The following is a 17,115-nucleotide window of genomic DNA, read 5'->3' as shown; positions in this document are numbered from 1 at the left end:
CCTTTACACCATATTTAGAATTTCAGCAATATGTTTTGTCTCTACTTGTAAGTTCTGTCGTTTCATTCGGCCGCCGATATTCATTAAACAGCCAGCATCAGCACCGACTAAATAGTGAACGCCCGTTGATTGGATACTCGCAACCTTTTCATCTACCATTTGTTCTGATATTGCGCTCATCTTCACCGAGAAGGTACCGCCAAATCCACAGCAATTTTCCTTTAACGGAAGCTCAATAACCTCCAGACCCTTCACATGCCGAAGGAGTGTAATCGGGGCACTTTGTACTTGTAATAAGCGGGTCATATGACAGGAAGGATGATATGTAGCTGTTCCTTCCAGCTTTGCACCTACATCTTCGATCTTTAAGACATCCACGATAAATTGTGTGAGTTCGTAAGTTTTCAGAGCCAGCATTTGGGCCCGCTCCTGCCAATACGGTTCATCCTCTAATAAGTGGGGATATTCCTTTAGCATATAAGCGCATGACCCGGAAGGACAGACAACGTATTGGGCATTCTCAAAAGTCCGGATTGTATGTTTCATTGTGTCGCGAGAGGCTTTTACGTAGCCGCTGTTATAAGCAGGCTGTCCGCAGCATGTTTGGCCTTTTGGAAAATCGACAGAACAACCGAGCCGTTCTAGTAGCTCCACTGTACTTTTTCCAATGTTGCTTTGAAACAAATCCACTAAACATGTGGCAAATAGCGAGATCTTCATCCAATCACTCCTTTTTTTTACTGTACAGTTTGTAAAAAAGGAAGTCAACAGGTCATCTGATGACCAGGATAAATAAGTGTGTAATAGAATATTGTGTAGAAAACGAGATTCTTAAATGAAAATCATTTTTTCTACAGTGGCGAGATGGCGAGACATTGCTTCTTTGGCTGCTTTTCCATCCTGTTTTTCAATCGCTTCGTAGATAGCTGCATGCTCTTTGTGCAGCTGTTCCAATGCCGGTGGATTAGTAGCGGCCAGCAACACACGTGTCTGCTGGATCTGATCGGCAAGAGGCTTAGAAATATGTTCAAGCATTGTTACGAGCAGCTGGTTATCAGCCGCTTTAGCGATCGTTGTATGGAATAAGAAATCAGCCTCACTGCTTGCCTGATGATCTGTCAGTGCTTCATTCATCGTATGAAGAGCGTGCTGCAGGCAAAGAAGATCATCCTGTGAGCGACGTACAGCTGCCTTTTCGATGACACCGAGTTCCAGCAGTTCCCGTATTTCAAAGATTTCCTTTATGTCTTTTTTATTGAAAAGTGAGGAAGGGGGCATTTGGATAGTAATATCATCAGTACTCAAATGCCGGACAAATGTCCCTTCTCCATGGCGGATCTCAATCAAGCCCTTTGCCTGCAGGGACATCAGTGCTTCCCGGATGGCTGAGCGCCCTACATCATAACTTTTTGAAAGCTGTTCCACAGAATCGAGACGATCACCCGGCAAAAGCTTTTTCTTTATTATCTGCTGTTCGATAGCGTCTGCTACCTGCTCATATAATTTTTTTTGCTTAATTTTTTTATACTGCATTGCTTCAACGCTCCTGTAATGAGTTTGAAAAAAGGAGCTGTCCAGAAAATCGGAACTTTCTGGGCAGCTCTGCTTTTTATAAATATTGACTAAAAATATGACCTCTGCGGCGGATTGCCATCCCTATAGCAAAGGAGCATACGATATATTATCTTACATGCCAGGGTTTAATGACGGCTTGGCGTTGTCTGGAATTTTCTCCGGGTTAACGACCATTCCTTCAGTAATCGTTAACTCATGCATTTTATTATTGTACGTAAATTTAAAAATACCGTTATCAAAGTCTGTCCCGATCTCCTTAAAGAAAATCCCCTCAATAGAGGATAACTTAGGACACGTGAAGGCAACCTTGAAATGATCTTCCGTCTCAACCAAATAGGCACGTACACCTTTTTCATATACATCATAGGAATCATCTTCTGTAGGGCGCTTAATCGAGACGATATGGAAGTCAACAAATGGCACTTCTTTCAATAATACATTCAGTAAGGAACCCTTTGTAATTTCTTCCCAACGGCTCTGGGCACTTTGGCCGACGATAATTTGTGTAATATCATAATTACGTGCTATTTCATTGACAACTTTTTGGATTGGACGCTTCTCATTATCTTTAATAATAAACTCTTCAACTTGCAGCTCCTCTGCAAGCTCTCTCCATTGCTCCATGTAACGGGATTTTTCCGCATCAAATGCGTCCAGTGGTTTTGCATCTACTGTCAGCACATACAATGGGCAATCCAGTAATGTGGCTAGTTTATGTCCTCTACGAATGAGTCTTTCACCATTTAAGCCGTAGTACACACAAACTAAAATGCTTTCATCCATTCGGCCTCTCAAATGCTTCATTTCAGTTTGCACCTCTTTTAAATATTTGAACTTACATCTACTCAATGCAGTCGATAATTCGAGAAAAATAGTATAAATAAGTGAAAAATAGGCTTCATGCAGTGCAAGGCACCTATTTCTATTGTATACTTAACATGTATGGCATATTGGAATTTTGTAATTTCTTTTAAAAAATATTAAAATCGAAACAAATTGCACCATTGAAGTTTACTTTCTTACTATATGAAACAATATTATGAAGTGAGTTAAATCTTTAGTCAAGTCTGTTTCTTATTTTCAACTTTTCCTTCTGCTGCAAAAGGTTTCGCCCTCAATAAGTACCGTTTTAGGGTGTCCTTTAACGGGTACCTTATCACAGATGTAGAGAGGGAATGAAAAGAGTCATGCAATAGAAAATGACATTCTTGAAAAGGAAGTTCGCCTTTGTTCGTTGTATCGGACAATCTGGGCTGACTGATCCATGTTCAGCGGGCACAAAGCCGAATCCGTAAATCATTATACTTAAGCATATTTGATTTCATACAGTATCAGTTTCGATATTCTTGGGGGGTTTTAGTTTGTGACGATTATTCTTGCCATCTTGCTTCCATTTCTCGTGGCCGCGTGTATTCCTTTTGTGTACAGGCGTTTTACGAATTTGCATATCGGCTGGCCCGTATTGGCGGTACCAGTTATATTATTTGGACTTTTAGCTACTTATATCCCTCGTATTGCAAAAGGTGAAACCTATACCTATACAGTTGAGTGGATTCCCTCATTCCATATAAATTTCACCACCTATTTAGATGGTCTAAGTATGATTCTTGGGCTGCTTATTACGGGTGTCGGAAGTTTAGTCATTTTATACTCAATTTTTTACCTATCGACAAAAGAATCACTACATCACTTTTATTGCTACCTGCTGCTCTTTATGGGAGCCATGCTGGGAGTAGTACTATCAGACAATTTAATGGTCCTTTATGCATTCTGGGAACTGACAAGCGTATCCTCGTTCCTGTTAATCGCGTTTTGGCATCACCGGAAAGCTTCCCGTGCTGGGGCACGTAAAGCGATGACGATCACCGTTATAGGCGGCGTCGCTATGCTTGCCGGGTTTCTGCTGCTCTATGCGATTGGCGGTACATTTAGCGTGAGGGTTCTCATTTCCCAAACGGATATACTGCATAAGCATTCCTTATTTGTACCCGCCATGCTGCTTGTACTGCTCGGAGCATTTACAAAATCTGCTCAATTCCCATTCCATATTTGGCTGCCTGATGCTATGGAGGCACCTACCCCTGTATCCGCCTATCTTCATTCAGCGACAATGGTCAAGGCAGGAATCTATTTGGTTGCCCGTACAACGCCTATTTTCGGCGGACATGAACTATGGTTCTGGGCAGTAAGTCTCATTGGTCTCTTTACGCTTTTCTGGGGATCCTTTAATGCAGTAAAACAATTCGATTTAAAAGCATTGCTTGCTTATTCGACGGTCAGCCAGCTTGGATTGATCATGTGCCTACTCGGGCTTGGATCTGCAGCATTGCGCCTCGGTTATTCCACAGAGTCGGTGATTTATACGCAGGCAACATTTGCTGCGCTTTTTCACTTGATCAATCATTCAACATTCAAAGGAGCCCTATTTATGATGGTCGGGATTGTCGACCATGAAGTAGGGACACGTGATATCCGTCGTTTGGGCGGATTAGTGGCACTCATGCCATTCACCTTTACTATAGCAGTGATCGGCAGTTTTTCTATGGCTGGTCTTCCGCCATTCAATGGTTTTTTAAGTAAAGAAATGTTCTTTGCTGCTACATTGCATATTACAGAGCTCAATATCTTCTCACTTGAAGCATTTGGATTATTGTTCCCGATTGTTGCATGGGTGGCAAGTGTGCTGACATTCGTCTACTGTATGATCATCGTAGCAAGGACTTTCCTCGGAAAGATAAAACCGGAGCGGCTTGAAAAGCCCCCTCATGAAGCACCGTTTGGCATGCTTATTTCGCCGTTCATTTTAATCGTGCTTGTGATCGGTATTTTCCTTTTCCCAAATGTGTTAGGACATTATATATTGCAGCCGGCGATGGCGAGTATTTATCCTGATTTTCCGTCTTCGGAGGAACTGACGCCTCACATACATGCATGGCATGGGATTAATACAGAGCTACTGATGACAGTTGGGGTAATTGTATTAGGAGTGATTCTGTACCGTACGCTCAAGAAATGGCGCCCGATTTATCGCCTTATTCCAGAGCAGTATACACTGAATGCTCTGTACGAGCGTGTTATTACTACGAGCGAAAATACATCCGGCAGTATAACAAAACGGTATATGAACGGAAATCTCTCCTACTACTTTTTGTATATATACATTATTTTTGTAGGGGTAGTGGCAGGGTACTTCCTGCTGTCCGATGCGTTCAGCTGGGCACCGTCCAAGGACTCCTCGATTGAATATTATGAGCTGATTCTCGTTTTGGTCATGATTTTTGCTTCTGTTGCACTGCTGTTTGCAAAGGGGCGCATTACTTCTGTTTTACTGAACGGGGTATTAGGTTATTCTGTAGCCTTTTTCTTTGTCATCTTCCGCGCACCGGATTTAGCTCTGACACAGCTCGTTGTTGAATCTGTCACAACTGCGCTGTTTTTAATCAGCTTCAAATTCCTGCCGGCGCTGAAACCGGAAAAGGCACCAAGGGCTATCGTCTACTCAAAAGCCCTAGTATCCATTTTAGTAGGGGCAACGGTCACATTGATCGGATTGACGGTTATGAACTATGAAGAGTTTTCTGCTATCTCCGTTTATTTTGAAAATGCCTATGAGCTGGCCGGCGGTAAAAATATTGTAAATGCGATTTTGGGAGATTTCCGGGCATTTGATACGATGCTGGAAGTAGTGGTGCTATTTATTGCAGGCCTTGGTGTCTATACACTGATCAAGCTAAAGGCAAAGAAAGGGGATGCAGACATTGAAAATAAATGATGTCATTTTGCGTACAGTCGTAAAGGGTGTTGTATTTATCGTATTGACGCTCGGTGTCTACCTTTTCTTTGCAGGGCATAATGATCCGGGGGGAGGATTTATTGGCGGTCTTGTTCTTGGATCGGGCATTGTGCTTTTGTATATTACCTTTGATATTGAGACGGTCCATAAAGGAATGCCCTTTGATTTTAAAAAGGTGGCAGCACTCGGCGTGCTTCTTTCTACAGGAAGTGCCATCGCCTCCCTTTTCTTTGGCGCACCGTTTTTAAGGCAGGCAGATGATTATTTTGATATCCCGCTGTTAGGAAAAACCCATTTAACGACGGTCACAATTTTTGAGGCCGGTGTAGCCTTGACGGTTATCGGAACACTGGTGACGATTATTTTAAGTATAAGTGAGGATGGATAGTATGGAATCTTTAATGATGATATGTATTGGTGTTCTCGTAGCGGTTGCCACCTATTTAGTCCTCTCACGTAAAATCCTTCGGGTCATTATCGGAACAGCTGTATTATCGCATGCCGTGCATTTATTGATTTTGGCAGTAGGTGGTCTGAAAAAAGGAGATGTCCCGCTGCTTAGCCAGTCGGACGGGCCCTATACAGATGCGCTGCCCCAGGCACTCATTTTGACAGCTATAGTTATTAGCTTTGCGGTGACAGCTTTTGTTCTTGTCTTGACTTATCGTATGTATAAAACAAATAACACAGATGACTTCAGCGAGTTGGGAGGGCCATCTGATGAATAATATTATCGTATTGCCGATGATTGTCCCGATCATCACGGCGATTCTGCTTGTATTTCTTCGTGACTTCATTAAGCTTCAGCGTCTTATCAGTCTGCTGACAATGGTATTTGTCATTGGTATCACTGTTCTGCTATTGGGACTTGTGCAGATAGAAGGAATTATGAAGCTGGATTTCAGCGGATGGCTCCCTCCGTACGGTATTCTTTTTGTAGCCGATTCATTTGCGCTTATTCTTGTATTGACCGCTAGTGTCATTACCGCCATTTGTTTGATATATGCCTTCACTTCTATTGGTGAACGCCATGAACGGATGTTTTTCTACCCATTTGTTCTATTTTTAATCGCCGGAGTAAACGGCTCATTTTTGACAGGGGATATTTTTAACCTATTTGTTTGCTTTGAAGTCACATTGCTTGCTTCGTATGTATTGGTCGCGCTGGGCGGAGGAAAAATTCAGCTGCGGGAATCACTCAAGTATGTCTTGATTAATGTAGTTGCTTCCTGGATGTTCCTTGTTGCTTTGGCGTTCCTTTATGGGACAGTAAAGACACTAAATATGGCACATATCGCACAACGGGTTACAGAGCTTGGACAAGATCCTGTCCTTACGACGGTCGCCATCCTGTTTTTGCTTGTATTTGCCTTAAAGGCAGGGCTGTTACTGTTCTTCTGGCTGCCAGGTTCCTATAGTGTCCCACCGACAGCTGTACAGGCACTATTTGCCGCATTGCTGACAAAGGTTGGTGTCTACGCATTATTCCGCACGTTTACATTGATGTTCCCAATGAACCAGGAAGTTACACATCAAATTATTGGTGTAATGGCGGGTCTTACTATTATAGCGGGTTGTATGGGGGCTCTTGCCGGAAAGGATGTCCGCACGATTGCCACATACAATATCATTATTGCGATTGGTTTTATCCTTATTGGGCTGGCTACCGGTACTGAGACAGGCTTTGCAGGGGCTATCTATTATTTGGTACATGACATGCTTGCAAAAGCCCTGCTGTTCTTATTAATCGGTACGATGGTGTATTTGACCGGCGAAATCATTGTCAAAAGGATGAGCGGTCTTATCCGAAACTATCCATTGTTCGGCTGGATTTACTTTATTGTAATGTGTGCACTTGCCGGTATCCCGCCATTAAGCGGATTCATAGGGAAAGTGCTTATTGGCCAGGGTGCCATTGAAGGCGGAAATTTTGTACTGCTGGCATTAGGCTTTGCTTCCAGCGTCATTGTATTATATTCGCTATTACGTATTTTACTAGCATCATTCTTTGGAGAGTCGACAATCAGCGAAGATCACCAAAAGCCGATTCCGAAATTGTCCATGACGGCATTTTCTTTATTGGCGCTCTGCATCATTAGTCTTGGAATAGGAGCAGAAGCCGTTTCTCCATTTGTGGAAGATGCGGCCAAGACGTTAGCTGATCCAAACATTTATATAGAAGCCGTGTTAGGAAATGAGGAGTAAAGGGGGGTGAGCACATGTTAGGACAATTTGTATTAAATTTATTCATCGCAGCATTATGGTTCCTTTTAAAGGATGATCCACAAGCCGATTTTTCAACATTTGTAGCAGGTTTCCTTGTAGGAATCGTTATTCTATATGCGATGCACCGTTTTTTTGGTACACGCTTTTATTTGCAGCGTGTAGAGAAAATTATTAAGCTCATCCTCATCTTTATTCGAGAGCTCATTTTATCGAGTATGTCAGTATTAAGATACGTGCTCTCCCCAAAACTGAATATTACACCGGGTATTTTCACATATGAAACAAAGCTGGAAGGCGATTGGCAGATAACTGCTCTTGCACTCCTTTTAACGCTTACACCGGGTTCTGTCGTCATGGAAGTATCGGAAAAAGGGAATCTTTTTTATATTCATGCGATGGATTTGGAAGAGGCAAAGGATTCGATTGTCCGTTCCATTGGAAAATTTGAACAGGCTATTTTGGAGGTGACGCGCAATGATTGAAAAAATAATGCTCTTATCGCTTGCGCTCTTTATGGTAGCAATTGCACTGCTGCTATATCGCATAATAAAGGGACCTACATTGCCTGACCGTGCGATTGCCATTGATACAATCGGCGTAAACCTTATCTCTGCCATTGCTATTGTATCCATAGTGCTGAAGACAAAAGCGTTTTTAGAGGCGATTTTAATATTGGGTATTCTGGCATTTATTGGAACGATCGCCTTTTCGAAATATATTGAAAGGGGCGTTATCGTTGAGCGAAAGTCAAGGGATTGAATGGATTGCTGTATTACTTATCCTTTTTGGCTCTATTGTCAGTGTGATTAGCGCGTTTGGGATGCTGCGGCTGCCTGATGTCTATACACGCTCACATGCTGCGACAAAAAGTGCGACGCTTTCTGTATTATGCTGTCTGCTTGGAGCCTTCATTTATTTTTGGAGCCATGATGGCTACGTCAGTGTACGTTTAATATTAGGGATCATTTTTACGTTTATTACAGCTCCAGTGGCAGGGCACCTCGTATGCAGAGCTGCTTACCGTTCGCGTGTCCCATTAGCAGAAGGCTCAGGAGAGGATGCACTAAAAACAGTGCTGTTCGGAAATGAAACAGAAGAAGAGCCGGAGAATGGATCAAAAGTTAAGCAGGCAGTAGAGAGAGAAGTACCTTCAGAAAAAAAAGATCATAATCAAACATAAAGAAGGGGTGCCTCGACGGAGGATACCCCTTTTATGGTGGAGAAAATGCATGTTATCCAGCGTTTACTAATAGGATGAAAAAAAGGGCAAGGGATAATCAGCTCTAGTAATAAGCAGACACCTATATTCTTCGGTTGAATGTTTTTGAGGATATGCCTATGATAGAAAGCATGATGCAAGAGTTGGCAGTAGATTGAAGGAGAATCGAGCGGATCATTGTGAAAAGACTGAGTAGAACCATCCTGTATATAGTTGCATTTGTATTATTTTTTTACGCTAATAATAACTTGTTAGTAACAACAGAATATACGATAGAGTCCAGTAAGCTGCCCGAAAGCTTCGATGGTTTTCGGATTGTGCAGGTGAGTGATTTGCATGATGCGGCATTCGGAGACGGTCAGCAGCGGCTTGTGGAGAAAGTAAAAGCTGCCGATCCGGATGTTGTTTTCTTGACGGGGGATTTGATAGACAGTCGGCGCTATGACTTGCAGAACAGCCTGGATGCCGTTAAGCAGTTTGTAAAGTTGGCGGATGTATATTATGTGCTGGGCAATCATGAGGTGGCAGTAAATCAAACAGACGAAATTTATATGGCTCTTGAAAACCTTGGCGTACATATATTACCGAATCAATCGTTAGAAATAGAGCACAGCGGGAAGCGGTTGGCGATTATCGGAATTGAAGATCCGCTGATGGGAAAAGAGGTGCAGGAGATGCTAGAAGAAGCAATGGCCGGTATTGATGAGCAAACCTATAAAATTTTGTTATCCCATCGCCCCGAGAAATTCGAAACGTATGTGGAAAACAAGCTGGATCTTGTATTTACAGGCCATGCACACGGCGGCCAGATACGCCTTCCCTTTATTGGGGGTCTGATAGCGCCTGGGCAAGGCTGGCTGCCAACTTATACGAGCGGTATGTATGAAGCAGATAACACAAAAATGCTAGTCAGCAGGGGGTTGGGCAATAGCCTTGTCCCACAGCGGCTATTTAATTTACCGGAACTTATTGTAGTGGAATTGAGATCCATGTAAGGGATAACTATAAAGTGCATAGCCAAAAGAATTACCAGGTAATAAGTGAATCACGTAAAAGACCAAGTACTCTTTGGGTGGGGCTAAAAACGATCTTACAGAGGTAATGAGCATATAAAAAGGATGGTAAATTACATCTTGCTGCAGGAATATTCCCATTATAATAAAGAAGAAAGAAGCGTATCGTAGAGAAACGATACGCTTTTTCAAATAAAGGGGGATATGTGTGTTTACCTATAAAGTAGATGAAGAAATTTCTCTAAAGCTTGTGACACATAGGGATGCGGAGGAGATTTTTGATTTGATTGAACGAAATAGGAAGCACCTTCGTAAATGGCTTGGTTGGCTTGATGTCTCAACGGAAATTGAAACAACTTATCAGTTCATAGATGCTAATTTGAGAAAATTTGTTGTGGATGAAGCATTAGATACAGCCATTCTTTACAAAGGGAAAATCGTCGGGAAAATTGGTCTCCATACGATGAACATAGGAAATAAATCAGCACAGATCGGCTATATGCTCGATGAGAATTATGAAGGAAAAGGAATTATGACACGTGCGGCTAAAGCAATGACAGACCTAGGGATGTATGAATATGATTTACATAAAATAGAAATTAGAGCAGCTGTTGAAAATAAGAAAAGCCGTGCCATACCGGAGAGACTCGGCTATAAAAAGGAAGGTAGAATCCGCAGTGCGGAATGGCTCTACAATGAGTACGTCGATCATGTCGTATACGGAATGCTGCGCAGCGAGTGGTTAACGAGAACATAGAAAAGAGGCGAGGCAGGATTCCCTTGCCTCGCTTTTTGTCATGACATGCTTTTGCCTATACCTGGTTATTTTCTTTCACCGCAGGCTGTATACCCTCCCTTCTTTCCCCTATAAGCACGTCTGTATCATGACTGCTGCAGATCCGACGAAAGAATATGATTTCAATGAAAAAGGTTACAGATTCTCTTTTTACAACCGGTGTATAAAAGGCGTACATAGTATACGAAATGTTTTATTAAACAAATTTTAGTCCGGGTGAAATTTTTCTCCACCTATAAACGTTTTAGTAAGTGAAGGGATAAGGAGGGATTATATGGATGAGGATGTCGCGTTCATCAATCAGGTGCTGACTGGTGATAAGCAGGCTTATACCCATATTATTAATAAATACAAAAATTCATTGTATGCGACCGTCCTGAGGATGATGAAAAATCCACAGACGGCACAGGATCTGCTGCAAGAAGCTTTTGTAAAGGCATATGAGCAGCTGCCGAAGTTTGACCAAAAGGGATCTTTTAAAAGCTGGCTTTACCGAGTGACGATCAATCATTGTCTTGATACGCTGCGTAAGAAAAGCTATCAGGTAAAGCAGGAGGAAATACAGGATGAGCAGCTGGTGAATGCTGCCTCTCCGGAAATAATCTTTTTAAAACGTGAAAAAAACAGGGAATTGGAGCGGTTAATTGCCCGACTGCCAGAGCAGGAAAGGCTAATTTTACTCCTTCGCTATGCAAACGACTGTAGTTATGTAGAGATAAGTGAACTATTACATATTCCACTGTCAGACGTCCGAAATAAATTGCACCGGGCAAAAAAGAAGCTGCGAACAAAGATAGAAGAGGGAGGCTATTTCGATGACTTGTCCAAAAGAGGATGAATTACTGGCTTTTACAGATAACATGATGGAGGACCATGAACTGGAGCGCATTACCCGGCATCTTCAAGGCTGTATGTATTGCCATCAGCAGGTGGAAGTAATGCGTTATGAACAGGAAGTGCTGAAGGAAACACTCATGGAGCCGGCATTAAACGATGATTTTGCTGACATGATTATTGCCGGCCTTCAGCCATATGAGAAAAAGCGGAAGAAAATCCGCCCATGGAAATATGCACTGGGAACAGCCGCCGCCCTCATACTTGCTGCGGGGGTTACGTTGTCAGTCAGCCCAAGCTTTGCGGAGCTGCTTGGCGGGATATTCAAAAGTGACCGGGTGGATGAAGGTCTTCAGCTGGCAAGCGATACAGAGCTGGCTGAACAAGTGGATATAGCTGTAGAGGATCAAGGCATTACATTACAGGTGGAGGAGCTGATTGTCGATGCCTCCCGTATTGCCTTCTCCTATAAAATTACCAATAAGTCAGGGAAGATGCTGGATCCTTATTTAGACGATAATGATAAGAAAAATATGATTACATTGCATAATGAAAGCGGAAAAGAAATAGAGCTATCAAGCTGGGGCTGGAGTAATGCGGATGACCACGGAGTAGTGGAATTTTCCTTACATGATATAGAGCCATTTATGAAAGGCTTTATTCGGATGGATGTAACAGAAATTACGGGGAAAACGGGTAACTGGCGGATAGAAATTCCAGTCGATTTAACGGCTGCCTATGCAAAGCAGCTGGCTGTAAAAATTGATAAAAGCTACGAAGTGGACGGAGTGGAAATTGACCTGGACCAGGTGAAATACTCTACTTCCACAACAGAAATCTTTTACAGTACAGCTTATACAGAAAGTGCAAAACAGGAGCTGCTGAAGGATATAGAGGAAAAAGGACGGCAATTTTCTAAAGAAATAGCAACCGATTTTATCGGTTATCATCCGCGTATAGGCTATAGAATTGAAGATGAACAGGGAGAAGTAAAGGGTTATTATAATCTGTTTGCCAATGAGGAGCTCGGCCATCCTGTTGATTTGAATATGATTGGCGGCTACGGAAAATGGGAAGGGGAGCATGAGGAAGTAGGCAAAACATCGATGGTCGACACATTTGTACCGGAGCAGGAAGAAGAGCATTTATATTTTGTGCTGGATACCATTTATAAAACAAAGACGAGTGATTTTTCCGTCACATTCAATACAGATAAGCTGCCTTATACGTTTGAATATAATGGCTATGAGCTGACAATTGATTCCGTGGAACGTGAGGCGGATTATTCTCTCCAGAAGTCGTGGAAACCGATCAGGAGGGAAGTAACGACCCGGGTCAAGCTGTCGGGCCATGCAGAACAGCAAGCTCCTGAACTAGCAGGATGGGCACTTGAGGATGCAAAAGGAACGGTTTATCAAATCTTTAACAGTGGGGCAACATTAGATGAGAGAGATGCTGAAGGGCGATTTAAACGTGAAATAGAGCTGATTTCCTATGATTTACAAAAGGTACCGGAAGAGCTGACACTGCATCTGATAGCAGAAACAGAAGCTGTTAAGCTAGATAAGGAATGGCGTGTGCCGTTATTTAAGTAAAGATAAACCGGCCTCTGAATCTGGAGGCCGGTTTACTTTTTATCTTTTAAAACCTACTCTGCTGATAAAGCTTTTCCCATTTCCTCGAGCAAGGCTTGCGGGGACATGATTTTCTCGCCACCGCCTTGTACCAGTGCGTCATTTCCGCCTCCTTTACCATTGATAAGAGGCAATACATTACTGGAAATATTCTTCATTGATTCTGAAACATCCGTACCGCGTGCAGCGACAAATTGCAGCTTGTCTGCATTGTCCGCGACAAGAAAGGCGATTGCTTCACTATTTTCTGTTGTGATAAAGCGAGCAAGCTTCTGCAGCTCCTGAATGGTGCGATTTTCATACGTTTCGCTAACAATCACTTCTCCGCGGCTCGCCAGATCTTTAGCTTCGTAAACAAGAAGCGCATCCCGCGCTTCGGATAGAGCCTTCTCTGTTTGTTTCGCTGTCTGCATTATTTTTGCTAGCGCCAAACCGGATTCTTTTTCTGGAACACTGAGCTGGCGTGCAACATCTGTCAATACGTTTTTGCGCATGGCCAGCTGCTTACGTACACGGCTACCGCAGATGAAGTGAACACGGATATTTGATTTCATCTTTTCTGTTTCCATAATCTGAATCATCTGGACTTGTCCTGTAGATGTCGGGTGAGTACCACCGCAGCCGTTATAGTCATAGTCAGGGATGATGACAAGGCGGATATCCTCATCGACTGAGACATCCTTTCTCAGATTGTACTGTGCCAATTCCTCTTTCGTCACCCACTTCGTTTCAATCGGGCGGTTTTCTAGAATAATGTCGTTGGCACGTTTTTCTGCCTCGGCCAATTGCTCGGGTATTACTTCTGTTGTATTTAAATCAATAGAGACAAGTTCCGTGCCTAAATGGAAACTGACTGTCTGGTAGCCGAACAGTTCCACAAAAACCGCTGTCAGGATGTGCTGTCCTGTATGCTGCTGCATATGATCAAAACGTCTTGCCCAATCAAGCTTTCCTGTAACAGTTCCTGAGAGACCTTCCACGTTTCCACTTATGTAATGGCGAATCTCTTCCGCTACCTTTTCCACGTTCACGACCTGGATATCATTGAGCCAGCCAGTATCATGCGGCTGTCCGCCGCCTGTTGGGTAGAATGCTGTATTAGTCAATACAACATAGTGACCAAGATCATCTGTCCCTGTTTGAACTACATCTGCTGAGAACTCCTTCATCATCGAGTCCTGGTAATAAAATAACTCCTTCATGTCTTTCACTCCTTTACTAGCTATTGTAGCGCGAATCGTTCATTTGACGCCAAACAAAAAATGTTTATGATTAAGAAGAGAGATGTGGAAAAGAAGGAGTGACAAATATGGAGATTGGTGCGTTTTCAGTAGAAGAAATAAAAGATCCAACAAATATTATCGAGGGCAAGCGCTACGAATTTTTAATAGACATAGAAGTGGATGAAGAGGACGAGCTGTATTCAGAGGCAGGAATAGAGGCCCGGGTCATTGTTGGCCAGAAGGAGGAAGAAGTACGCATCTTGAATTACTTCCTTCTCGATAAGGGAGATAACGAAATAATCGAGTTTGCACTGGAAGAAGAAGAGGAGGAAATGCTTCTTCACTTTGTCCAGGAAGAACTTAAACAAGAAGATACTGGTGTATAGCCAGTATTTTTTTTGTAAGTAAGAGAACTCGCAGAAGCTGGAGCTTATTTTATTGATATACGGGAAGAAAATGAGTTCGCTGCCGGCCATCTTAAAAGGCGCATACAACATCCCGCTCAGCTAGTTCTGCGAACGCATGGGGGAAATTTCAAAGGATAGACCCGTTTATATTTACTGCTGCTCAGTCCACCGCAGCTATAACGCGGTAAGTGCGCTCCGGCTGGGATAATATAGTGAACGTATCGGACTCTTTTCTAGGTATTAGCCTATATGAATATTTCACAGACGTACAAACAGGCCGTGACCCGATTATGAAAGCATATAAATTTAAATAAAGAATCCCTATTCTTCAGCAGAATTTACTGTAATGAAATGAATACCTTCTGTAGAGACTGAATAAAGCGAAACAATGTTTAAAAAGAAAACAGTCCTTAGTTAGTGATACGCTGAAAGGTTTCAGCAGTGGAGAGCGTGGTAACTGTATGTAAGGGTAAAGAACCCTAAAAGTGGATAATTTTGAACAGATGCTTCGAATCAGTGTGTTCTTGAATAAAAATAGAACAACAGCTCATTTAATACACCCTTCACGTAGACGGATGTTTACTTCTTTATACAACAGTGGGATAGAATGAGCGGAAGGGGAGAATTTATATGAAATTTACACAACCATTTACATTAAAGTCAGGAGTTACGTTAAACAACCGCATCCTTATGGCACCTATGACGATTTCGGCTTCTCAGCCAAACGGGGACGTTACAGAGGAGGAACTGGCTTATTATCACCGCCGCGCAAAAAGCGGCATTGGGGCGGTTATTACAGCGTGTGCCTATATAAATAGTCTAGGTGTGGGATTTCCTGACTCGCTGGGTGTAGAATCTGATGAGCGCATTCCCAGCCTGAAGCGATTAGCTGATGCTATTCATTCCGGCGGGGCAAAAGCGATTTTGCAAATTTTCCATGCCGGCCGGATGACAAACTCACAGTTACTAGGGGAGCAGCCTGTATCGGCCAGTGATGTACCGGCGTTACGGCCGAATGCAGAAATACCTAGGCCGTTAACCGAGGAGGAAGTAAAAGCCACAATTCAGGATTTTGCGGATGCCACAAGAAGGGCGATCGAAGCAGGCTTTGACGGGGTTGAATTGCACGGCGCCAATACGTATCTATTGCAGCAATTTGTTTCGCCGCATTCCAACCGCCGAACAGATAAATGGGGTGGAAATGCTGCAGAACGTATAGCGTTTCCATTAGCAGTAGTGGATGCCGTAAAAGAGACTGTTGCCAAGTATGCTAAAAAGCCATTTGCAATTGGATACCGCTTCAGCCCTGAAGAAAAGGAGGAGCCAGGAATCACGATAGACGATACGATTTTGCTTATCGATGCCCTTGCAGATAAAGGAATCGATTATCTGCACGTATCCGTTAACCGATTCGATGCAGAATCTATGCGTGATGACAAGGATTCACGCGGACGTGTAGCCGTAATTCAGGAGGCAATCGGAGAACGTATCCCTGTTATTGGTGTGGGAGGCCTGCAAACGGTAGACCAGGTAGAAGCAGCCCTCGATATAGTTCCGCTTGTATCATTAGGGCATGCACTGATAATGGACCCGGAATGGTATGAAAAAGCAGTGAATCAGAAGGAAGACGAAATCTTTACAGCCCTGCATTTAAGCAAGGAACAGGAGCTGGATATTCCAAAACCATTATGGGAACTGATTATGAACGTTCCAGGCTGGTTTACGGTAGAAGAATAAAAGGAGACATTTGTCTGGCAAGCGTTTTCAATACAGGCTGGGTACATCTTCTTTTTGCCATATTATTTAAAAATGCATGAAGAGAAAGTCATTTTACGACCTTGTCCTCACTCTAAGGCGCCTGCTAAAAGGCGCCTTTTTCCTTAGTATTTCCGAATTTGAAAAATAATTATCTAAAGTATTTGCGTGTTTATTTAGGTCTTTCATATTTGGACGTACCCAGCAAGTTTTTAATCTACCTTAAAGCGCTGTAAAATCGGCAAATCGGTATTTATGGATGGGAGGCGATGACCGTCTCATTTTTCGTTTTAAGAACTCAAATATAGTAAATCCAAACTAGTTGATAGGGTACCGCCTAGGGTATATAATATGAGGAAGAAAAGGGGGCGTATGAAACTGAAATATGATGTAAAAACAGCCAACCGTATCAAGCGTATTGAAGGACAGCTTCGCGGTATTTTACGCATGATGGAAGAAGAGAAGGATTGCAAAGAAGTAATCACACAGTTAAGCGCCGTCCGGTCAGGCGTAGACCGTACGATCGGTGTTATTGTCAGCAATAACCTTCTTGAATGCATCAAAGAAGCAGATACAGAAGATGAAATGACTGATACAATCCAGGAAGCAATCAATCTAGTAGTAAAAAGCCGTTAAATAT

At 42.8% G+C, this 17,115-nt stretch carries 18 protein-coding genes; 14 read left to right on the top strand and 4 right to left on the bottom strand.

The genetic code is table 11. The annotated features are described in order from the left end of the window. Positions 1-3 precede the first annotated feature (3 nt). The 3 genes from BOD01S_RS20360 to BOD01S_RS20350 form a co-directional block, all read right to left on the bottom strand. Positions 4-720, bottom strand: a complete 717-nt coding sequence (locus BOD01S_RS20360) for a (Fe-S)-binding protein (protein WP_036151535.1) — start codon at positions 718-720, stop codon at positions 4-6. A 111-nt stretch (positions 721-831) separates the two neighbouring features. After that, positions 832-1,533, bottom strand: a complete 702-nt coding sequence (locus BOD01S_RS20355; protein WP_036151536.1) for a FadR/GntR family transcriptional regulator — start codon at positions 1,531-1,533, stop codon at positions 832-834. A 153-nt stretch (positions 1,534-1,686) separates the two neighbouring features. Continuing rightward, the gene (locus BOD01S_RS20350; protein WP_036151538.1) at positions 1,687-2,379 is read right to left on the bottom strand and encodes an adenine nucleotide alpha hydrolase family protein; all 693 of its coding nucleotides are present in this window, start codon (positions 2,377-2,379) and stop codon (positions 1,687-1,689) included. A 559-nt stretch (positions 2,380-2,938) separates the two neighbouring features. Here BOD01S_RS20350 and BOD01S_RS20345 point away from each other — a divergent pair. The 11 genes from BOD01S_RS20345 to BOD01S_RS20295 all read left to right on the top strand — a co-directional run bounded on the left by BOD01S_RS20345 (position 2,939) and on the right by BOD01S_RS20295 (position 13,051). After that, positions 2,939-5,347 (top strand): Na+/H+ antiporter subunit A, encoded by a 2,409-nt coding sequence (locus BOD01S_RS20345; RefSeq protein ID WP_036151540.1) that lies wholly within the window; start codon positions 2,939-2,941, stop codon positions 5,345-5,347. Next, positions 5,334-5,756, top strand: coding sequence for a Na(+)/H(+) antiporter subunit B (locus BOD01S_RS20340; protein WP_036151543.1), 423 nt, complete (start codon positions 5,334-5,336; stop codon positions 5,754-5,756). Before BOD01S_RS20345 ends, BOD01S_RS20340 begins: the two co-directional genes overlap by 14 nt. Before the next feature lies 1 nt (position 5,757). Continuing rightward, complete coding sequence (locus BOD01S_RS20335) at positions 5,758-6,096, top strand: Na(+)/H(+) antiporter subunit C (RefSeq protein ID WP_036151545.1); 339 nt, start codon at positions 5,758-5,760, stop codon at positions 6,094-6,096. Beyond that, positions 6,089-7,573: a Na+/H+ antiporter subunit D gene (locus tag BOD01S_RS20330; RefSeq protein WP_036151547.1), complete on the top strand. Its 1,485-nt coding sequence runs from the start codon at positions 6,089-6,091 to the stop codon at positions 7,571-7,573. The genes BOD01S_RS20335 and BOD01S_RS20330 overlap by 8 nt, the downstream gene beginning before the upstream one ends. Before the next feature lie 14 nt (positions 7,574-7,587). Next, positions 7,588-8,076: a Na+/H+ antiporter subunit E gene (locus tag BOD01S_RS20325; protein WP_036151549.1), complete on the top strand. Its 489-nt coding sequence runs from the start codon at positions 7,588-7,590 to the stop codon at positions 8,074-8,076. After that, entirely contained in the window at positions 8,069-8,353 is a 285-nt protein-coding gene (locus BOD01S_RS20320) for a Na(+)/H(+) antiporter subunit F1 (protein WP_036151550.1), read from the top strand. The genes BOD01S_RS20325 and BOD01S_RS20320 overlap by 8 nt, the downstream gene beginning before the upstream one ends. Continuing rightward, positions 8,331-8,774 (top strand): Na+/H+ antiporter subunit G, encoded by a 444-nt coding sequence (locus tag BOD01S_RS20315; RefSeq protein ID WP_036151551.1) that lies wholly within the window; start codon positions 8,331-8,333, stop codon positions 8,772-8,774. Before BOD01S_RS20320 ends, BOD01S_RS20315 begins: the two co-directional genes overlap by 23 nt. A gap of 218 nt (positions 8,775-8,992) precedes the next feature. Then, positions 8,993-9,808: a metallophosphoesterase gene (locus tag BOD01S_RS20310; RefSeq protein ID WP_036151552.1), complete on the top strand. Its 816-nt coding sequence runs from the start codon at positions 8,993-8,995 to the stop codon at positions 9,806-9,808. Positions 9,809-10,034: 226 nt separating this feature from the next. Continuing rightward, the gene (locus BOD01S_RS20305) at positions 10,035-10,583 is read left to right on the top strand and encodes a GNAT family N-acetyltransferase (protein WP_036151553.1); all 549 of its coding nucleotides are present in this window, start codon (positions 10,035-10,037) and stop codon (positions 10,581-10,583) included. A 313-nt stretch (positions 10,584-10,896) separates the two neighbouring features. After that, positions 10,897-11,460: an RNA polymerase sigma factor gene (locus BOD01S_RS20300; RefSeq protein ID WP_036151554.1), complete on the top strand. Its 564-nt coding sequence runs from the start codon at positions 10,897-10,899 to the stop codon at positions 11,458-11,460. After that, positions 11,438-13,051 (top strand): DUF4179 domain-containing protein, encoded by a 1,614-nt coding sequence (locus tag BOD01S_RS20295; RefSeq protein WP_036151556.1) that lies wholly within the window; start codon positions 11,438-11,440, stop codon positions 13,049-13,051. Before BOD01S_RS20300 ends, BOD01S_RS20295 begins: the two co-directional genes overlap by 23 nt. A 53-nt stretch (positions 13,052-13,104) precedes the next feature. On the opposite strand, the gene BOD01S_RS20290 is transcribed toward BOD01S_RS20295, so the two are convergent. Further along, positions 13,105-14,292 carry a serine-tRNA(Ala) deacylase AlaX gene (locus tag BOD01S_RS20290; protein ID WP_036151558.1) on the bottom strand — a complete coding sequence of 396 codons (1,188 nt, stop codon included), beginning with the start codon at positions 14,290-14,292 and terminating at the stop codon, positions 13,105-13,107. Positions 14,293-14,399: 107 nt separating this feature from the next. Here BOD01S_RS20290 and BOD01S_RS20285 point away from each other — a divergent pair, with 107 nt between their 5' ends. The 3 genes from BOD01S_RS20285 (at position 14,400) to BOD01S_RS20275 (ending at position 17,111) form a co-directional block, all read left to right on the top strand. Next, positions 14,400-14,699, top strand: coding sequence for a DUF6509 family protein (locus BOD01S_RS20285; RefSeq protein ID WP_036151560.1), 300 nt, complete (start codon positions 14,400-14,402; stop codon positions 14,697-14,699). Positions 14,700-15,350: 651 nt separating this feature from the next. Continuing rightward, positions 15,351-16,457 (top strand): NADH-dependent flavin oxidoreductase, encoded by a 1,107-nt coding sequence (locus tag BOD01S_RS20280; RefSeq protein ID WP_036151563.1) that lies wholly within the window; start codon positions 15,351-15,353, stop codon positions 16,455-16,457. 390 nt (positions 16,458-16,847) lie between these two features. Then, the gene (locus BOD01S_RS20275; RefSeq protein WP_407656008.1) at positions 16,848-17,111 is read left to right on the top strand and encodes a metal-sensitive transcriptional regulator; all 264 of its coding nucleotides are present in this window, start codon (positions 16,848-16,850) and stop codon (positions 17,109-17,111) included. Positions 17,112-17,115 lie beyond the last annotated feature (4 nt).

It is taken from the genome of Lysinibacillus odysseyi 34hs-1 = NBRC 100172 (assembly GCF_001591965.1).
Classification (GTDB): domain Bacteria; phylum Bacillota; class Bacilli; order Bacillales_A; family Planococcaceae; genus Lysinibacillus_B; species Lysinibacillus_B odysseyi.
This window is presented reverse-complemented; position numbering and strand designations above follow the sequence as displayed.